At 43.4% G+C, this 18,668-nt stretch carries 16 protein-coding genes and 1 other annotated feature; of the genes, 12 read left to right on the top strand and 4 right to left on the bottom strand.

Features of this window, described 5'->3' with window-relative positions; all coding sequences use genetic code 11:
• Positions 1-21 precede the first annotated feature (21 nt).
• The 7 genes from WBS51_RS06775 to WBS51_RS06745 all read left to right on the top strand — a co-directional run bounded on the left by WBS51_RS06775 (position 22) and on the right by WBS51_RS06745 (position 7,974).
• Positions 22-2,067 (top strand): HelD family protein, encoded by a 2,046-nt coding sequence (locus WBS51_RS06775; RefSeq protein ID WP_342694057.1) that lies wholly within the window; start codon positions 22-24, stop codon positions 2,065-2,067.
• Between the two features lie 51 nt (positions 2,068-2,118).
• Entirely contained in the window at positions 2,119-2,688 is a 570-nt protein-coding gene (locus WBS51_RS06770; protein ID WP_173749730.1) for a flavodoxin family protein, read from the top strand.
• Between the two features lie 109 nt (positions 2,689-2,797).
• Positions 2,798-3,472 (top strand): ABC transporter ATP-binding protein, encoded by a 675-nt coding sequence (locus tag WBS51_RS06765; RefSeq protein WP_173749729.1) that lies wholly within the window; start codon positions 2,798-2,800, stop codon positions 3,470-3,472.
• Positions 3,469-5,934, top strand: coding sequence for an ABC transporter permease (locus WBS51_RS06760; RefSeq protein ID WP_294460525.1), 2,466 nt, complete (start codon positions 3,469-3,471; stop codon positions 5,932-5,934). The genes WBS51_RS06765 and WBS51_RS06760 overlap by 4 nt, the downstream gene beginning before the upstream one ends.
• 166 nt (positions 5,935-6,100) lie before the next feature.
• On the top strand, positions 6,101-6,472 hold the full coding sequence (locus WBS51_RS06755) for a GntR family transcriptional regulator (protein WP_173749727.1): 372 nt from the start codon (positions 6,101-6,103) through the stop codon (positions 6,470-6,472).
• 3 nt (positions 6,473-6,475) lie between these two features.
• Entirely contained in the window at positions 6,476-7,327 is an 852-nt protein-coding gene (locus WBS51_RS06750) for an ABC transporter ATP-binding protein (RefSeq protein ID WP_173749726.1), read from the top strand.
• Positions 7,324-7,974 carry an ABC-2 transporter permease gene (locus WBS51_RS06745; protein ID WP_173749725.1) on the top strand — a complete coding sequence of 217 codons (651 nt, stop codon included), beginning with the start codon at positions 7,324-7,326 and terminating at the stop codon, positions 7,972-7,974. The genes WBS51_RS06750 and WBS51_RS06745 overlap by 4 nt, the downstream gene beginning before the upstream one ends.
• Positions 7,975-8,074: 100 nt before the next feature.
• Here WBS51_RS06745 and WBS51_RS06740 read toward each other — a convergent pair whose 3' ends face one another.
• On the bottom strand, positions 8,075-8,779 hold the full coding sequence (locus WBS51_RS06740) for a FadR/GntR family transcriptional regulator (protein ID WP_173749724.1): 705 nt from the start codon (positions 8,777-8,779) through the stop codon (positions 8,075-8,077).
• A 268-nt stretch (positions 8,780-9,047) separates the two neighbouring features.
• Here WBS51_RS06740 and WBS51_RS06735 point away from each other — a divergent pair, with 268 nt between their 5' ends.
• The 3 genes from WBS51_RS06735 (at position 9,048) to WBS51_RS06725 (ending at position 12,559) form a co-directional block, all read left to right on the top strand.
• On the top strand, positions 9,048-10,406 hold the full coding sequence (locus WBS51_RS06735; RefSeq protein ID WP_294580487.1) for a GntP family permease: 1,359 nt from the start codon (positions 9,048-9,050) through the stop codon (positions 10,404-10,406).
• 111 nt (positions 10,407-10,517) lie between these two features.
• Positions 10,518-10,748 (top strand) — a binding site (T-box leader).
• 83 nt (positions 10,749-10,831) lie between these two features.
• Positions 10,832-11,872 carry a bile acid:sodium symporter family protein gene (locus tag WBS51_RS06730; protein WP_294460516.1) on the top strand — a complete coding sequence of 347 codons (1,041 nt, stop codon included), beginning with the start codon at positions 10,832-10,834 and terminating at the stop codon, positions 11,870-11,872.
• A gap of 18 nt (positions 11,873-11,890) precedes the next feature.
• Positions 11,891-12,559, top strand: a complete 669-nt coding sequence (locus WBS51_RS06725) for a response regulator transcription factor (RefSeq protein ID WP_294460514.1) — start codon at positions 11,891-11,893, stop codon at positions 12,557-12,559.
• Between the two features lie 4 nt (positions 12,560-12,563).
• Here the strand turns inward: WBS51_RS06725 and WBS51_RS06720 are convergent, their stop codons facing one another.
• The 3 genes from WBS51_RS06720 to WBS51_RS06710 form a co-directional block, all read right to left on the bottom strand.
• Positions 12,564-14,777 carry an FtsX-like permease family protein gene (locus WBS51_RS06720; RefSeq protein WP_294460511.1) on the bottom strand — a complete coding sequence of 738 codons (2,214 nt, stop codon included), beginning with the start codon at positions 14,775-14,777 and terminating at the stop codon, positions 12,564-12,566.
• Complete coding sequence (locus WBS51_RS06715; RefSeq protein ID WP_291683330.1) at positions 14,767-15,534, bottom strand: ABC transporter ATP-binding protein; 768 nt, start codon at positions 15,532-15,534, stop codon at positions 14,767-14,769. The genes WBS51_RS06720 and WBS51_RS06715 overlap by 11 nt, the downstream gene beginning before the upstream one ends.
• A gap of 112 nt (positions 15,535-15,646) precedes the next feature.
• Positions 15,647-16,660: a sensor histidine kinase gene (locus tag WBS51_RS06710; protein ID WP_294460508.1), complete on the bottom strand. Its 1,014-nt coding sequence runs from the start codon at positions 16,658-16,660 to the stop codon at positions 15,647-15,649.
• Between the two features lie 182 nt (positions 16,661-16,842).
• On the opposite strand from WBS51_RS06710, the gene WBS51_RS06705 reads away from it, so the two are divergent.
• Both WBS51_RS06705 and WBS51_RS06700 read left to right on the top strand, forming a co-directional pair.
• On the top strand, positions 16,843-17,292 hold the full coding sequence (locus tag WBS51_RS06705; protein WP_294460505.1) for a MarR family winged helix-turn-helix transcriptional regulator: 450 nt from the start codon (positions 16,843-16,845) through the stop codon (positions 17,290-17,292).
• Positions 17,282-18,646, top strand: coding sequence for an MATE family efflux transporter (locus WBS51_RS06700; RefSeq protein ID WP_294460503.1), 1,365 nt, complete (start codon positions 17,282-17,284; stop codon positions 18,644-18,646). Before WBS51_RS06705 ends, WBS51_RS06700 begins: the two co-directional genes overlap by 11 nt.
• The last annotated feature ends 22 nt before the right edge of the window (positions 18,647-18,668 follow it).

Here is an 18,668-nt window from a genome sequence, read left to right as displayed (position 1 = left end):
AAAATGGAAAAAAATCAGGATATGCTGTTAGAACAACAGCGTCTATTGTCGTGTCTGGAAATCATCCGGGAAAACATTCGGGAGTATGAAGAAAAAGAAGCGGTCAGTAAAAAAGAAGTGACACAACTTTTTCAGGCTGTGAAGAAAGGGGAGGGTGACTCCTTTGGTCTGCTGGAAGCGGAGAAAAATATTCTGGAGCACATACAGAATTCTCTGCGGAAAAACAGGGCAGCGCTGAACAAGGCATACTTTGGCAGAATTGACTATGATGACGAATCTTATGGTGTGACAGAAAGCCGTTATATCGGAAAAAACGGTGTTACACGAAATTCCAATGAGGTAATGATTGTAGACTGGAGAGCCCCGGTTTCCAGTGTTTATTATGAAAATGAACTGGGAAAAGGCAGTTATGAAGTACCGGGGAGTGAGCCTGTAAACATCCGGCTTTTCAAAAAGAGAACTTATGATTTGCAGGGAGAGAAGCTGCTGGGATTTTATGACAATGATACAGCGGCCAGTGATGAACTTTTGGTAAAATATCTTTCTCAGCATAAGGAAGCCGTGCTGGGAGACATCATTGCAACCATTCAGAAAGAACAAAATGAAATTATCCGTGCTACGCCATATAAAAACATGATTGTACAGGGCGTGGCAGGCAGTGGGAAAACCACAGTGGCACTTCACAGGATTTCTTATATTCTGTATAACTATGAAGAGGTATATAAGCCATCGGAATTTTGTATTGTGGGAAGCAGCGATATGCTTTTGAACTATATCAGCAGCGGTTTGCCGGAACTGGACGTGAACCATGTGCGTCAGATGAGGATGGACGTGTTCCTTCCTTACCTCATGGAAAAGTCCTGGAAGAAAAAGTTCAGCATCATAGAAGAAGACACCAAGGCCTGCAAAAAAAGCAGACTGGATTTTGTATATGCACTGGAATGCTTTTTGAAAAAGTGGATAGAGAAACATTTGAATTTACAGGATATTCGGGACCGGGAATTAGGTGTGATACTGTCTCAAGAGAATATGCAGGATACCAGAAGCCGAAACCCGGATCTGTCCCTGTTTCAGTTAGAGAAGCTGTTGAACCAGCGAACCCGTCAGCGAATTCAGTTTTTGTGTACGGAAAAGGAAGAGGGATTTCGCAAAGAAAAGCAGAAAGCGTACCGGAATTATTTTTGTTCTTCTAAAAATAAGTGGACAGAAATACAGATATACAGAACGTTTCTGGAAGAACTGGAACAGGCAGGCGATGAAACACATAAATTTGAAGGCGGGTATAAGGAAACCATAGCGCATGTGGAAAAGGGGCAGATGGATTTGTATGATACAGCGGCGCTGTGTCTTATCCGAAAGAGAATTTTTCTGAAAAAAGAGACGGATGAATTCAGTCAGATAATTCTGGACGAAGCCCAGGACTTTGGAGAGACGGTATACTATGTACTTCGTCAGGTGCTTCCCCGCTGTTATTTTACCATTATGGGAGACGTATCTCAGAATATTCGGTATGAGACAGGTTTAAATGACTGGGAAGATTTGAAAAAGATTCTTCTAAGAGATGACAGGGATAGTTTTTATCTGCTGGCTAAGAGTTACCGAAACACCATTGAAATTTCCCAGTACGCAGGAAGAGTCTTGGAAAAAGCCTCTCTTGGGAATTATAAAATACAGCCGGTTATCCGCCATGGAAATCCGGTCTGCGTTCAAATGCAGCAAAGAAAAGACATTGGAAAACAACTGAAAGCATTGCTGGAAAACATACAGCAGAAAGGCTTTGAAACGATTGCTGTCATCTGCAGAGATGAAAAGGATACAGAGACTGTACGGAAAGTTCTGCAGACAGAACAGGAAGAGGGCTTTCATAATGGAATTATGGTACTTCCGGTTACGCTGACAAAAGGATTGGAATTTGACGCCGTAGTTTTATGGCAGCCGGATACATTGCGATACGGAATGAATGTAAAGGAAGCCAAACTGCTGTATGTGGCTATTACCAGAGCTTTGCATGAGTTGTATCTGCTGGGAGAAAATGAACAGACGGAATTGCTGAAAAGCCGTTCTTAGAGTATAATAAGATAGAAATTTAAAAGTTATGGAGAAAGGAATGAAAATAATATGAAAGTATTGTTATTAAATGGAAGTCCCAGAAAGGCAGGCTGTACCTTTACAGCTTTAAGTACAGTTGCAGAGGCATTAAAGGAAAATGGTATTGAGACAGAAATTTTTCAGGCAGGAAATCCGGATAAAGAGCTGGTAAAGGAAGCTGCTCTGAAGCTGAAAGAAGCAGATGGTATTATTGTAGGTTCTCCGGTATACTGGGCTTCTCCCACAGGGCAGATTATAGAATTCATGGATAAGTTGTGTTCCCTGGCAGGAAAGGATATGCTGTATAAACCGGCTGCTGCCGTAGCTTCTGCCAGAAGAGCCGGCACAACCGCGACCTTAGATGTTCTGACAAAATATTTTGCCTTTCATCAGATGCCAATTATCTCCTCCAATTACTGGAATATGGTGCATGGAAATACACCGGAAGAGGTAAAACAGGATGAAGAAGGACTGCAGATTATGCGTGTGCTGGGAAAAAATATGGCATGGACACTGAAATGCATTGAGGCCGGAAAAAAAGCGGGAATAGAAGCACCCAAGCCGGAAGAAAAAATCAAAACAAACTTTATTCGCGGATAATTACAAAAAGAATTACAAAACTGTAAGGTTCCTGTCAGCAAATTGCAAGTCTTCTGTTGTATTATGCATAGTAGAGACAGAAAGAACAGAACAGAAGGGAGCATGACAGATGAAACCAATGGTAGAAATCAGAAATTTAAAGAAATATTACGGAAAGGGAGAAAATCTGGTAAAGGCAGTAGACCATACGAATCTGACGATAGAGAGAGGGAAGTTTACAGCGATTGTAGGAAGGTCCGGTTCCGGAAAAAGTACCATGCTGCATTTAATGGGCGGTCTGGACAGACCGGATAAAGGCAGGGTGTTTATTGACGGGGAAGACATTTTTAAACTGAAGGATGAACAGCTTGCAGTATTCCGAAGGAAAAAAATAGGTTTTATTTTTCAAGACTACAATCTGCTTCCTTCTTTGAACGTATGGGAAAATATTGTACTTCCTCTGGGATTGGATAATAAAAAGGTTGACCATAATTATGTTATGGAAATTATAAAAACCATTAGCATCGAGGATAAGCTGAAAAATCTTCCCAATGCTCTTTCCGGAGGACAGAAGCAGAGAGTGGCCATTGCCAGAGCACTTGCTTCACGGCCTTCGATTATTCTGGCCGATGAACCCACCGGAAATCTGGATTCCCGGACAGAATTGGAGGTTATTGCACTTCTGAAAACCTGTGTGACCAAATACGGACAGACTTTGGTGATGATTACCCATGATGAAACCATTGCTCAGATGGCAGACGAGATTATTGTCATTGAAGACGGTAAGGTGGTGACGGCAGAATGAAGACGGTAACCAGAACGGCTTTCTCCAATATCAGGGCGAATAAAAGCCGAAATATTTTAACAGGTATCGCCATTTTTCTCACCACCCTTCTGCTGTTTGTGATTCCCGGCGTTGGATTTGGTGTTGTGAATCTGGAATTTGCGGCAGTAAATCAGGTATATCCAACCTTTCATGGGCTGTATCGCGACGTGTCTCCCCAGACTGCACAGAATCTGAAGGCTTCGGACCGTCTGGAAAGTATGGGCCTGCGGTGTGACCCGGCTGTTATGGTAAACGAAACATACACCATCAGTATGGTGTATCTGGACGAAACTTGTGCCGAACTGAACAAATCAGAATTAGCAGAGGGGCATTTTCCACAGAAGGAGAATGAAATTGTGGTGTCCGAAGGACTGTTAAAGGCCATGGGACTGGAGGGAAGGATAGGTGATACTATCCGCGTGCCCTACCAGCCTATAACAAATGAAGGCCTGGATTACAGCAGGGAAAAGGATTTCGTTATTTGCGGTATGACAGCAGACAGCCAGATAAATGAAGACAAGAAGTTATACAGCGCCTTTGTTTCTGAAGAATTTGTGAAGCAGAATTTTCCCGTGACAGATATTTCCTACCGCGTCTATTTTCGCCTTCCAACGGTACCTTCAGCTACAACAGATGACATGGAAGAGGAGATGAAAGACATTGCTGCTGCCTTTGAGATTCCTGAAGACAGCCTGGTGGTAAATACAGAATATCTGGCAGCCAATTATGTGGATCCCTCTACCATTCCTATGATTATAATGATTATGCTGATTGTGGTACTGGCCGGAGTGATTACCATTTACAGTATATATTATGTATCCATGATTCATAAGGTACAGGAGTACGGCCGATTAAAAGCCATAGGAGCCACAAAACACCAGATTCGCCAGATTGTTCTGAGGGAAGGATTTTTTACGGCAGCGTTTGCCATTCCGGCAGGTCTGTTGGCAGGAACAGCTACATTGGAGGGAGTTTTTCCTTTGATGTATAAAATCATAAATGCGGATAAGAAAGAAGACATGGTGATAACTGCCATATCTGAGATTGTAAAGAATCACAAAGTACAGTATCTTCATGCATGGCTGTATTTTCTGGCTGCAGGTGTGGCGCTTATGACCGTTTACCTTTCACTTTTGAAGCCTATGAAAATTGCCGCCCGAATTTCTCCCATAGAGGCGCTTCGCTATAACGGAGAAGGCCGTAAGGGAAAAGGAACGAGAAAGGGTTACGAATATCTGAACTTGTTCCGCCTGACCTGCTCCAATCTGTCAAGGAATAAAAAGAGAACAGTGATTACCATTGTTTCCATGGCGATTACCGGAGTTTTCTTCGTGACCGTGTCTGCCGGTTTATCCTGCGCAGCTCCCAGAGAGTCTGCTGCTTCCAGTATTGACGGACAGTATTATCTTTCTGTTATTACAGAATCCGGAAATAAAGAACATCCGGAACTGGAATGGAGTCAGGTTCAGCAGAACAATCCTCTGACACCGGAATTTATCCGGGGAATTGAGAGTCTGGATGGTGTGGAGAAGACAGAAGTAAAACCGTGTATTCCATTGAAGAATAAAAAATTTGAAGAACAGTTATCCCTTGTAGGTTACTCGGAAAATTATGCTGAAATACTGGAAAAGGGTATTGTAGAAGGAAAAGTAACTTATGAAGAACTGCAGAAAGGCAATAAAGTCATTCTTTCTAAGACAGCGCTTCACTGGTATCCGGAACTGAAAGTAGGAGATAAAATTACGTTCCAGTATTCGGACGGCAATGTAGAAAAGGAGAAAAGCCTGGAGATTGCGGCAATTGGGAATTATTCAGAGGGTATTGTCAATTATTCAACTTTTCTCACTGCCAAGAGCGCAGTCAATGCTATGAGCCAATACAATGTCAATGACGCCCTGAGTATTTTTGCAGACAAGGACTATGATGCAGAGTTGGAAAAGGCCTTGGTTGCTGCCTGTGAAAAGGCCGGTGGTATCGAGCTTGCAGATTCCTGGCAGAAGGGGTATGAAGAATATAAAACATCTATGTCCTTTATGTATCTGTCCTGCTATGTTTTCCTTGGAATCTTAGGTGTTATCTGTATGATGAACATGATGAATACCATGATAAACAGCATTCATGTGAGGAAGAAAGAACTTGGTATGATGCAGGCCATCGGCTTGTCAGATAAACAGCTTGTGAAGATGCTGAATCTGGAAGGACTGTTCTATACCATGGGAACTCTGCTTTGCTCTGTGAGTCTGGGCAGTTTTACAGGTTACCTGTTTTTCCTCTATGCAAAAGAAAACCATATCATGGGGATTCAGTATTTCCATTATCCTACCCAGGCGATTCTTGGTCTGATTATTGTGATGATACTGCTTCAGGTTATCCTCAGTACGGCCATTGGAAAATCTTTGAAAAAAGAGTCTTTAATGGAAAGAATTCGCTTCAGCGAATGACAAATAGATTGGAAACATAGAGTTGCAGGAAAAACCGCTGCGTGAGACAGAAAAATGTCTGTCGCAGCGGTTTTTCTCTTAAAAAATAAAAAACAGTATATAACAGTATAAAACAGTTGACAACAGTTCTATGCTGTTATATACTGTTTACAAGAGGAGGAAAACCATGAAGATTATAATCCATCACTCATCCATGGTCCCCATTTACGAGCAGCTCGTGGACCAGATAAAAACTATGATATTAAACGAAGAATTAAATCCGGGAGAGATTCTTCCTTCTGTGCGCGGTCTGGCAAAAGAATTGAAAATCAGCGCCCTCACAGTAAAGAAATCTTACGATACCCTGGAGGCAGAAGGCTTTACCATTACCGTACACGGAAAGGGGACTTATGTGGCCCAGGCCAACCGGGATGCCAAGCTGCAGGAGCAGCAGAAGGAAATAGAGGCAGAATTTGAGCATGCCATAGAGAAAGCCAGAAGGTACGGCATGACAGAGGAAGATATCCGGGCAGTTTTCGACCTGATTATGGAGGAATAGAGTATGTTGAAAATCAAAGATTTAAGAAAGTCTTACGGAACCTTTGAGTTAAATTGTTCCATGGAAATTCCCGCAGGCTGCATTACCGGACTGGTGGGCTCCAACGGTGCGGGAAAGAGCACAACCTTTAAATCTGTTTTAGGGCTGATTTCCATAGACGGAGGAAGCATAGAGGTTTTCGGAAAGGAGATACATACCTGGACAAAAGCGGAAAAGCAGCGGATGGGAGTGGTGCTGGCAAATGGGGGATTTAATACATATCTTACGATGAAAGATATGGAAACCGTGCTTTCCCGGATGTACCCCCGGTTTGACAGAGCCATGTTCCGGGAATACTGCCGCCGCTATCAACTTCCGGCAGACAAAAGAATCAAAGAGTTTTCCACAGGTATGCTGGCAAAGGCGAAAATTCTGGCAGCCATTACTCATAAAGCAGATTTACTGCTTTTGGATGAGCCCACCACCGGACTGGATGTTCTGGCCAGAGAAGAGTTGTTGGATATGCTGCGGGCCTACATGGAGGAAAACGAAGAGAGAACCATTTTGATTAGCTCTCATATTTCTACAGATTTGGAGGGGCTTTGTGATGATTTGTATATGATAGACAACGGAGAGATTGTACTTCATGAGGAAATGGATGTACTGCTGGGGCAGTACGGTATTTTAAAGGTGACACAGAGCCAGTTCGATGCCATGGAAAAACAGTATTTGCTGCGGGTAATGAAAGAAAGCTATGGTTATCGTTGTCTGACCAGAGAAAAGCAGTTTTATATGGAAAATTATCCTAACCTTGCGTTAGAAAAGGGAAACGTGGACGAAGTGATTGCCATGATGGTGAAGGGAGAAGCAATATGAAAGGATTATTACTGAAAGATTTTGCCCTGATGAAGGGACAGCGAAGATTTTTTTTGATGTTGCTGCTGATTGGAATGATTCCGGCGCTGGCCGGAGGCAATGTGGGTTTTCTTACCGTCTATCTGCCTTTTGGCTTCTGCTTTTTTACCATATCTACTATCAGTTATGATGAGATTGACAATAGCCTGCCCTTTTTGCTGATTCTTCCGGTTAGCAGAAGAGAATACGCAGGAGAAAAATATGTGTACGGCATAATCTGTGGAGTTGGAACTTTGGTGTTATGCCAGCTTTTGGGTATAGGATATGGCATATTCCATGATGATTTTCTGATGATTCCCTATTTTGTTCAAGGAGGAGTCACAGCTGTAATTATGATAGTTTTTTTTGCAATTATGATTCCCATACAACTGAAATTTGGGAGTGAAAAGGGAAGAATTTTTCTCTTTGCTATTGTGATAGCAGTAATGGGAAGTATAGCTGTGCTCAATCGTCTGCTTCATCTTAGCATAGAAGCAGAGAAAGCCGTGGGATTTTTGGCAGATATTCCCGTATGGGGATATATTTTGGGCAGTATCGTGTTGTGTGTACTGGCATTGGGAATCTCCTACAGTATCAGTGTCAAAATTATGGAGAAAAAAGAGCTGTAGAGGAAAAATATTTTTAGCAATGAGCGAAGAGAGACTTTTTTCAGATAGACCCTGGAGGGCTGCTGAGAAGTCTCTCTTTTTATCTGCGGGCCAGAAAATATCAGGTTTCTGCCATTTTCTGAATCAGTCGCCGGTTATAGACTAAATGCAAGTACATGGCATCCTGCGCACGGACAGAGTCGTGGGCGCAGATAGCTTCTGTGATTTCCCTGTGAGTTTCTATCGTCTCTGTGTAGAGACGGCTTTTGGTTATTTCCACAAACAAAGGAATAGAACTGTTAATGACAGGAATCAGGCGGGGAACCACCAGATTCTTGCTGCTCATGGCAATGGCCGTATGAAATTCAATATCTTTTTGAATGTGATTTTTCTGTTGGAGCAGTAAATCTTCCACTTCGCTGCACAAAGCAGTGATTTTCCGGATGTCGTTTTCATCTGCCCATTTTGCAGCCATTGCAGCAATGGAAGGTTCAAGTAAAAAGCGTACGTCCAGCAAGTCTGCCACCAGTTTCTTTTTATCGCCTATAAAAGTGAAACCAAGAGGGTCTTCTACCATTCCGGGAGAAGCAGCTACATAAGTTCCGGAACCCTGACGGATAGTGACAATATTTCGGGAAGCGAGAAGCTTCATGGCTTCACGAATGGAACTGCGCCCGGCATGGAGCCGATTCGACAGGTTTGATTCGTTAGGCAGCTTGTCTCCGGGCTGCAGATGTTCTTCTAAAATCAATGCAATGATATCCTCGGCTATTTTCTGCGGAAGACTTTTTTCATCTAAAGCGTCTGGTGAGATCGGATTGGTCATACGTTTTCCTCGTTTCTTTTAAATGTATCCTTTGTTCTATATAATAAAGTAGAAGGAGATTTCTTGTCAAATCGTGAAAATGCACAAAAAACAAAAGTGAAAATTGGATAAAATTACGATATTGTTTTTTTGTAAATGAAAAAATTATAATGTTAAACATCGGATGAATTTGGAGAATAAATAGATTGCAATGAAGTAAAAACAAAAAAACAAAGTGAAAATCAAAAAAACATGAAAAAACATCAGATGATTTAGGAGGAATACAAAAATGGCAGATACAACATTTACAGCCGACCCAACAAGACTGATGGTGGCTGCCGCAGTTGGAATTGTAGTTTTGCTGGTGCTTATTATCAAAATGAAATTGCACCCGGTGTTATCTATGATGATTTCCGCTATTCTCATTGGAATCGGAGCAGGCATGCCGCTGTCTATGATTTCTGAGACTGTGGAAAAGGGAGTGGGAGAAACCCTTCAGGGAATTGCCTTACTGGTAGGACTTGGCTCTATGTTTGGAGGCATTCTGGAATCCAGCGGAGGTGCGAGAGTAGTTGCCCAGACGTTAATCAACAGATTTGGACAGAAAAAGGCAGGGGCAGCGCTGGCTATCACCGGACTGGTCATTGGAACTACAGTATTTTTTGAAGCCGGAGTTGTGGTATTGATTCCGCTGGTTTTCAGCGTGGCAAAGCAGACCCGAAAGTCCACCCTGTATTATGCGATTCCTCTTCTGGCAGGATTGGCCAGCGGATATGCCTTCGTGCCGCCTTCTGCTGCGTCTGTGCTGGTCTCCGATGCTCTTGGCGTAAATCTGGGAACTATGATTTTACTTGGCGTTCCTACAGCAATTCTCAGCATGACCACAGCAGGAATTATCTGGGGCAGATTTATTGGAAATAAGATTTTTACCGAGTTACCCCAGAATGTAAAGGAAATTCATGATGAAAAGGAGGAAACCCTTCCTTCTTTCGGACTTGTGCTGGGGGTTATTCTGGTGCCGCTGATCTTGATTCTTTGCAGCACACTTGCAGAATACATACCTTTTCCACAAGAAGTGAAAGATGGATTGAAATTTTTAGGAGAACCTTTTCTGGCACTTACGATAGCTACTTTATTCTCTATGTATTTTCTTGGAATACGGAGAGGAATGTCCAAAAGTCAGTTGAAGCAGATACTGGAGCACTCTTTGCGCCCGGTTGGCATGATTCTTCTGGTGATTGCCAGCGGTGGTGTTATCCGCTGGATGCTTCAGGATTCCGGCCTGGGAAATGTGATTGGACCTATGCTGGAGAACAGTGACTTACCTCTGATACTTGTGGCTTTTTTCATTGCGCTTCTTGTGAGAGCGTCTGTAGGAAGTTCTATTGTAGCCATTACTATGGCATCAGGTATCATGGCTTCTATGCCGGCGGTCATGGGAGAGAATATGTTGTACCGCGGGGCTATGTGTCTGGCTATCTGCGGGGGAGCTACGGCTTTGAGTCATGTGAATGATGCAGGTTTCTGGCTGGTGGGAACATTTCTGGAAATTGATGAAAAGACTACATTGAAAACCTGGACCATTATGGAGACAATCGTAGGTGTTACAAGTTTGCTTGTAGGACTGGTCGTTTCTATGTTTGCATAAGCTCCATGATGAAAGGAAAATGGCGGAAAATAAAAAAAGTAGTTGACATTTCAGAAATCAGGGCTATAATGGTTATTAAATCAATTACAACATATTAATGTGATAAAACACCGAAATCCGATGAAGGGAACAAGGTCATATTTCAGAACGGTATTTCAGAGAGTCTGCGTTTGGTGAAAGCAGATATAGCGGGAAATGTGAATATCCTCCCTAAGGAGCTGACTGAAAGAAGCAGTAGGTTCAGCCGGAATCCTCCGTTAAAGGGAAAACATATGAAGTATGTGAGCGCTGCAGGAAATCTGCAGAATGAGGGTGGTACCGCGGATTATATTCGTCCCTTTCGGCAAGAGCCGGAGGGGGCTTTTTGTCGTGTGAAAGTTCATGAAACTTTTCTTGGGTGTTTGCACAGAAGAAGGAGGATTTCTATGAAAGCATTACAAAAAGCAAGCAAATTTCTATCCAATTACACTTCGGCCGTGGTGATTGCCATAGCGGTTGTCACCTTTTTCCTTCCGGGGCTGATGGGCTGGGTCAACTTCCAGTTGTTTACAGATATGGTGGGCAATAAATTTACCAGCCAGTCTTTGATTATCGGAATTATCATGTTCAGTATGGGACTGACACTGACGACCCAGGATTTTAAAATTTTGGCGCAGCGTCCTCTGGATATCTGTATCGGTGCAGCTGCCCAATATCTGATTATGCCGTTTCTGGCTTTTGCGGTCAGCCGTGCCCTGCATTTGCCGGATGGCATTGCCCTGGGACTGATTTTAGTAGGCTGTTGTCCGGGGGGAGTTTCCTCCAATATCATGTCCTACCTGTGCGGCGGTGACGTGGCCTTTTCTGTGGGCATGACTACGGTATCCACACTGTTGTCCCCGATTATGACACCGCTTCTGGTTGCTTTTCTGGCAAGCGGAACAAAAATCAATATTCAGGGGCTGCCCATGTTTGTGTCCATTATCAAAACCGTGATTCTTCCTATTGCCGTAGGATTTCTTCTTAACTATCTCTGGGGAAAGAAAAAGACTTTCCAGAATATCCAGAAAATGATGCCCGGTGTTGCTGTATTGGGTCTGGCCTGCGTAGTAGGCGGTGTTATTTCTTCACAGGGCGCAAACTTCTTCAACTCAGGTGTTGTCATTTTTGTAGCTGTTCTGCTTCATAACGGACTTGGCTATCTGTTGGGCTACGGTGCCGGTAAACTGACAGGCATGAACACTGCGAAGAAAAGAACAATCTCTATTGAAGTGGGTATGCAGAATGCGGGACTTGCCACCAACCTGGCCACTACTACGGCACAGTTTGCCAGCACCCCGCAGTCCGCAATTATCTGTGCGGTATCCTGTGTATGGCATTCCATTTCCGGAACCTTGATTGCCGGTTTCTTTGCAGGTCTTGACCGTAAAAAAGAAAAAGCAGAAAGCACGGTGGGAAGCGGAGCCATTCTTTCTGAAAATGAATGATTTAAAGGAATTCTGAAAATGAACCGTAAAATTTTGATTATAGAAGATGATTCTGTCATACAAAAAGAACTGAAAACACTTTTAAAAGGCCACGGATATGAGGTGCAGGCTGTGGAAGATTTCCGTCAAACCATAGAAACGGTAAAGCAATTTTCCCCCCATTTAATTCTCCTGGACGTTAAACTGCCAGGAGAAGATGGATTTTCCCTATGTGCGAAAATCCGCAGCTTTTCCGCTGTGCCCATTGTGTTTGTCACCAGCTGCAGCACAGATATGGATGAATTGAACAGCATTATGCTGGGAGGAGATGCATTTATCACAAAACCCTATCATACAGCCATTCTTCTGGCAAAAATGGATTCCCTTCTCAAAAAAGCCTATCCAAGGGAACAGAATACCTGTCTGACACACAGAGGTGTCACCCTTCATCTGGAGGACAGCACCATATCCAGGGGAGAAGAGAGTGTAGAATTGACAAAAAATGAAGTGAAAATTTTATATTATCTGTTTTGCCATGCAGGAAGTATCTGCGCCAGAGGGGATTTGATAGAATACCTGTGGGACAACCGTCTTTACGTAGATGACAATGCCCTGAGCGTGAATATCAATCGTATCCGGGAGAAACTTTCCTGCATGGGAGTACAAGACTTTATTATTACAAAACACAGACAGGGATACCGGATATAATGCCTTATGAATGGATGGAGCGGCTGAAAAGTATCCATGTACTTATAAAATAGCAGAGGAATAAACCGGCCAGAATACTTACAGTTGTGCCTGCCTGCAGCAGCAAGGCGGTAACCCCAATATACGCAGAGATTTCTGCTGATATAGATTGTACAAAATAGGCAATCACAACAGCAGCAACTATGACAGCTACAAGGACTGGAAGGCCAAACCAGACACCTAACTGCTTCAGCACCAGTTTCTGTATACGCGGCTCCTCCACGCCTAATTTTCTAAGTACGGAGAAGCGGTATTTGTACTGGTCTGCGTCCAAAAGCTGCTGCAGGGAAAGTATCGTAAGGCAAATCACCATGATTACCACAGCACCATAAAGCATTGCAGCCTGTAAGATGAAATTACTTGCTTTTGTGCTGTTAATCTGCAGGGTGCTTAAACGAATTCCATAACTGGTTTCTTTATCTGTCTCTTCTGGATATTTTGCTGTGAAAATTTTTTCCAGTTGGCGGGCGTTTTCATAAGAAATCGTGTCCTTTGTTGTAATATAGCGGTTTTGCATAACCGGAAGCAAGCGCTCACACACCTTATCCGGGAACACATAAAGGACATTGGTATAGGAATTGTAGGCCGTTTCCCCAATGGAGTCTTCATAAAAGGACTGCTTAGAGAGCGTTAATGTTCCGGCGTCTGTTGCAACACGGGTATGACTTTCCAGAAAGCGGTCGATTTCTTCCGTCTCTGCAATGGACTTCCACTGCGTGGTAAACGCATTTTCTGCCAGAGAAACAGGAGTATATCCAAGCATTTCCCGTATGGCATTGTAGTCGCTTAAAGAAATTGCCGCAACAGGAAAATCGTATTTTGAGCGGCTGTGAAAATCATCTTTGTTTGGAAGGTATAGATGAAAAGTGCAGTCGTATGCCGCTTCAAGCTTGTGTTCTGCTAAAAAATCTGTCACCAGGTCATAAGTATCATGGGGCAGATTTTCTTCTTCATATACGTCGTTGTATCCGGAATAAATCTGCACATCATACATAGAGCGTATATCCAGATAACCGGAAGCCCAATTTACCAAAATGGGGGCCGCAATGAACAGAAAAACAGCAAGCACTAAGGTTATACAGATAAGAGTCATGGTCTTGCTGGTTGTATTCAGCTTCGATAAAATCTGTCCAAAAAAGAAAAGAGCTTCCTGGCGGTATCTGTGTTTGGACGATTTCTCTTTCCAGGCCAAAAGGAAGCTGCCGGCAAGGTAAAGGAAAGCACAAATAAAGAAAAGCAAATCCATCAGGACAAATACCAGATATTGATGGATGGTTCCGCTGCCTAAGGCCAGATAGTATTCCTTTGTCAATGCGGGGACACTGGCTGCTGTGCATGCATTTAGAACAGAGCATACAAGCAAACTTGAAAGCAGTGTAGAATCACTTGCTTTTTTCTTTTTTATCAGGCACAGCACAGACCAAAGCAGAGTCATGGCCGGAAAGAGAATGTTTCCCCAGAACATGATTTGTACAGGAAGGGCGAATCGGGAGTCATAGTAAAACCAGACTTTTTGTATTCCTGTAAGGAGCATCCACACGGACAATCCTTCAAAGAGGATGATCACACCAGAAATCCAACGACTCCTTTTTAATGCAGGCTCGTTTTCCCTGCCTGATAAAAGCATATCCATTATTTTTGCCTTTTGGATGGCGTGGATATTCCACATCCCCACAAGCAGGAAACTGCATACAAAGAAGCAGACAGTCAGCAAAACCGTATCTGGAAACAGGGTCCATGTCAATTCATAACTTTTCCCATAGGAGGTCAGCAGCAGGGCAGTGATAAATTGGGAACAGAACACACCAAGGAAAATTCCAATCACAATAGAGAGTGTTCCCATGAGAAAGGTTTCGGCAAAGAAAATCCTGCCAATGATTTTTTGTTCCATACCCATGACGGACTGCACTGCAAATTCTTTTTGCCTGCGCTGAAGCATATAACGATTGACAAAATGTATCAAAAACAGCACAAGCAATGTAATGAGGCAAATGGCTGCTTTCAAGCCGTCACTTAAGAGTGTGAAGTCGTATTCACTTCCTATATCCGGCCTGTAATAGCTGCTGGCAATGGACAGGAAAGAATAAAACAGGGCAACGCAGATAGTCATGGTTACAATGTAGATTAAATAGTCTTTTACAGACCGGCGGGCATTTTTGAGAACAAGTTTAACATACATGGCTTTGCCCTCCTCCAATCATGGTAAGGACATTCAGAATTTTATTGAAAAAAGCACTTCTGCTGTCATGTCCCTTACACAGTTCCGTGAAGATTTCCCCGTCCCTGAGAAAGAGGATACGATTGGCATAACTGGCTGTAAAAGCGTCATGGGTTACCATGAGAATCGTAGCGCCCATCTGTTCGTGGATACTTTGCATGGTGGACAAAAGCATTTGAGAGGAATGGCTGTCCAAAGCTCCTGTGGGTTCGTCTGCCAAAAGCAGCCTGGGATTGTTGATGAGAGCCCTTGCACAGGCGCAGCGCTGTTTCTGGACGCCGGATACCTGGTAGGGATATTTGTTTAGAATATCACAGATATTCAGCTTTTGCGCCATATCCCAAATGCGGGGTTCCACATCCTGAGCCGGGGTTTTATGAATGGCCAAAGCCAGGGCAATGTTTTCGGAAATTGTCAAGGTATCTAATAAGTTAAAGTTCTGAAAGACAAAACCTAAGTTTTCTCTGCGAAACCGGGCAAGAGACTTTGGCTTTATTTCTGTAATGTCTGTTCCTTCTAAATAAATGTGGCCTGCGCTTACGGTATCAATAGCAGAGATACAGTTAAGCAGCGTTGTTTTTCCGGAGCCGGACGCCCCCATAATACCGAGAAATTCTCCGGCCTCAACGGAAAAGCTGATATCCTGAATGGCCTTCGTGATATTCCCTTCATTGCCATAGTATTTTTGGATATGTTCCAATTTCAAAATGGTACTCATGTGTCTGACCTCCTTAAGTCTTTTCTGTATTGGATTATAAATGGCCTGGGAATTTTTTTGTATCAGGTTTTCTTACACAGTTCTTACAGAAATGTAAGAATTGCAGAGCCTGTCAGTTCTGTACCCCGGTAACAAAATCGTTGACAGGAAAAGACAGCGTAAGAGTTGTCCCTTTTTCTTTCGAGTAAGCAGTCAGCCCAATTCCAAGCTTATCACAAAGACGCTTGCACAGATACAGCCCAATTCCAGTGGAATTTCTGCCGGTTCGCCCATTCTGTCCGGTAAAGCCTTTTTCGAAAATGCGGGGCAGGTCGCCTGGGGGTATGCCGATTCCGTTGTCTTCTATACATAAAAGAATATGCTCCTGCTTTCTTACCGTAAAAAAGTGTAAAGCCGGCTGTTCTGTACCATACTTGACAGCATTGCTGATAAGCTGGTTTAAAATAAACCGTATCCATTTATCATCCGTATAAACACAGTGCTCCAGGTTGTCTGCAGTAATTCTCATATTGCTCTGCCGCAAAAGATATTTGTTGTCTGCAATGGCGTTATGTACCACATCACTTAGCTGGATTTCCCGTATAGAGTAATCTTTTTCTGTATGTTCACTACGGGCATAGTAGAGCGCCTGTTCTGTAAATTGCTGGACATTTTCCAATTCTGCCAGCAGTTCTCGGGTAAAGGAGGAACGGTTATTTTCGCAAAGCAGCTTCATGGCTGTGATTGGGGTTTTGACTTCATGTATCCACTGCTCGATGTATTCCTTATATTCTTTTCGTTCCCGTTGGATTTCCCCTATTTTTTCAATCATAGATTTTTCTGCCATTTTCATAATCTGGTAGAAGACCTGATCGGCGGCTTTCTCCGGTACAGCCATGATTTCCGGTATTAAGTACCGTTCCTCTAACTGCTCTGCCATGTCTAACAATTTGTTCAGACGAGTCTTTTGCATACAGCAGACAATGACTAAGTATGAAAGCAAAACAAGCAGCCAGACCATAAGAATAAACAGAACCGTCTGTACGGCATTGCCATTGGCCAGTAAAAACAGGGCAAGTGCCAGCATACCCAAAACATGGATAAAAATAACGGGCAGTTGATTTCTCAGATATTGTTTTACGCGCATAAGGTATCCCCTTTCCTGTTGTCTGTCTTCCTAAAGATGTCTTTCTGTTACTCTATTATACTGTGCAGGAGAGATTTTCTCAATATGGCAAAGTCTTGACAAAAAAGAAAAAAGGCCTATAATAGTTCTTTGTAAAACGGTTCTTTTTAAAACTATCAGCAACGGGAAAGGAGAGGTGGAAAATGAGGCCGGAAGCATCAGATATGCGGCTGTTGATGCGGTGTGTGACAAAGCTGTATGAGCAGTGTCTGGAAAATATTCGGGGAGAATATGGGCTTTCACAGATAGAAATCGCCATTATCGGATTTCTGTATAACAATCCGGGAAAGGATACTGCTGCAGAGATTGTGGAGCTGCGAAGGCTTCCCAAGGGAAATGTATCACAGGGCGTGGAACTTTTGGTAAAAAAAGGGCTTGTAAAACGAAACGCTGATACAACGGACCGCAGAAAAGTGCATTTGTTTTTGGAGGAGGCGGCAATTCCCATTTGCAGCGGAATTGAAAAGGTGAATCAAAAGTTTGAGGAGCAGCTTTTTGCCGGTCTTTCCGGAGAAGAAAAAGAGATATACGAGAGAATCAACAGACAGCTTATGGAAAATATTGAGAAAGGAATGAGTTTTCATGAAAAGTGACAAAGATTTTCTGGGTACACAGCCCATTGGAAAATTGCTTTTAAATCTGGCGCTGCCCACGGTTGCCGCGCAGATTATCAACATGCTTTACAACATTGTAGACCGTATTTATATCGGACATATTCCTAAGGCGGGGGCCATGGCGCTGACCGGAGTGGGAGTCTGCATGCCTCTGATTATGATTGTGTCTGCCTTTGCAGCACTGGTTGGAAACGGCGGTTCTCCCAGAGCTTCTATTGCCATGGGGAAAGGTGACAATGAGTCTGCAGAGAAAATTTTGGGCAACTGCTTTACTTTGCAGATAGTGATTTCCACTATTTTAACAGCCGTGCTGCTGCTTTGGAACCGAGATTTTCTCATGGCGTTCGGGGCCAGTGAGGATACCATTGAGTACGGTGTCAGCTATATGAATATTTATGCACTGGGAACTATTTTTGTACAGCTTACCCTTGGTATGAACGCTTTTATTACAGCTCAGGGATTTGCGAAGACGGGTATGCTGTCTGTGCTGATTGGTGCAGTTGCCAATATTGTCCTGGACCCCATTTTTATTTTTGGTCTGGACATGGGGGTAAAAGGAGCGGCCCTTGCCACCATCCTTTCTCAGGGATTATCCTGTATCTGGGTAATGGCATTTCTTTTCGGAAAGAAAACATTCCTGCGTATTCAGAAGAAGAATCTGAAACTGCAGAGGAAGGTCATTTTTCCGTGTATTGCTCTGGGTTCTTCTGTTTTTGTTATGCAGGCCAGTGAAAGTATTATCTCCATCTGTTTTAACTCTTCTTTGCAGAGATACGGCGGAGATATTGCCGTAGGCGCCATGGCGATTCTTACCAGTGTGATGCAGTTTGCCATGTTGCCGCTGCAGGGACTGGGACAGGGAGCGCAGCCCATTATCAGTTATAATTACGGTGCCCGCAATGAAAAACGTGTAAAATCGGCGTTCCGTCTGCTCTTGAAAGTCAGTTTGTTTTATTCCCTGCTGCTGTGGGGACTGGTGATGCTGTTCCCAAGGGCTTTTGCCGGAATGTTTACTTCTGACGGAACCCTGATGAATTTTACAGAGACCGCGCTGCGTGTCTATATGGCCGCTCTGTTTATTTTCGGTATTCAGATGGCGTGTCAGATGACTTTTATGTCTATCGGAAACGCAAAGGCCTCTATCCTAGTAGCCGTTATGAGAAAATTTGTGCTCCTGATTCCTCTGATTTACCTTATGCCCTTGATTTTTGACGGGGATAAGACGAAAGCAGTCTATATGGCAGAGCCGGTGGCAGACACGTTTGCCGTGATTTTTACGGTGGTTCTTTTTGCCCGTCAATTTAAAAAGGCACTTGCTGAAATATCCCGTTGAGATATGGGGGAAAAAGGGATAT

The sequence above is a fragment of the Blautia acetica genome (assembly GCF_038739805.1).
In the GTDB taxonomy this organism is placed as follows: domain Bacteria; phylum Bacillota; class Clostridia; order Lachnospirales; family Lachnospiraceae; genus Blautia.
The sequence above is the reverse complement of the archived record's forward strand: the minus strand, read 5'-3'. Positions and strand labels throughout refer to the sequence as shown.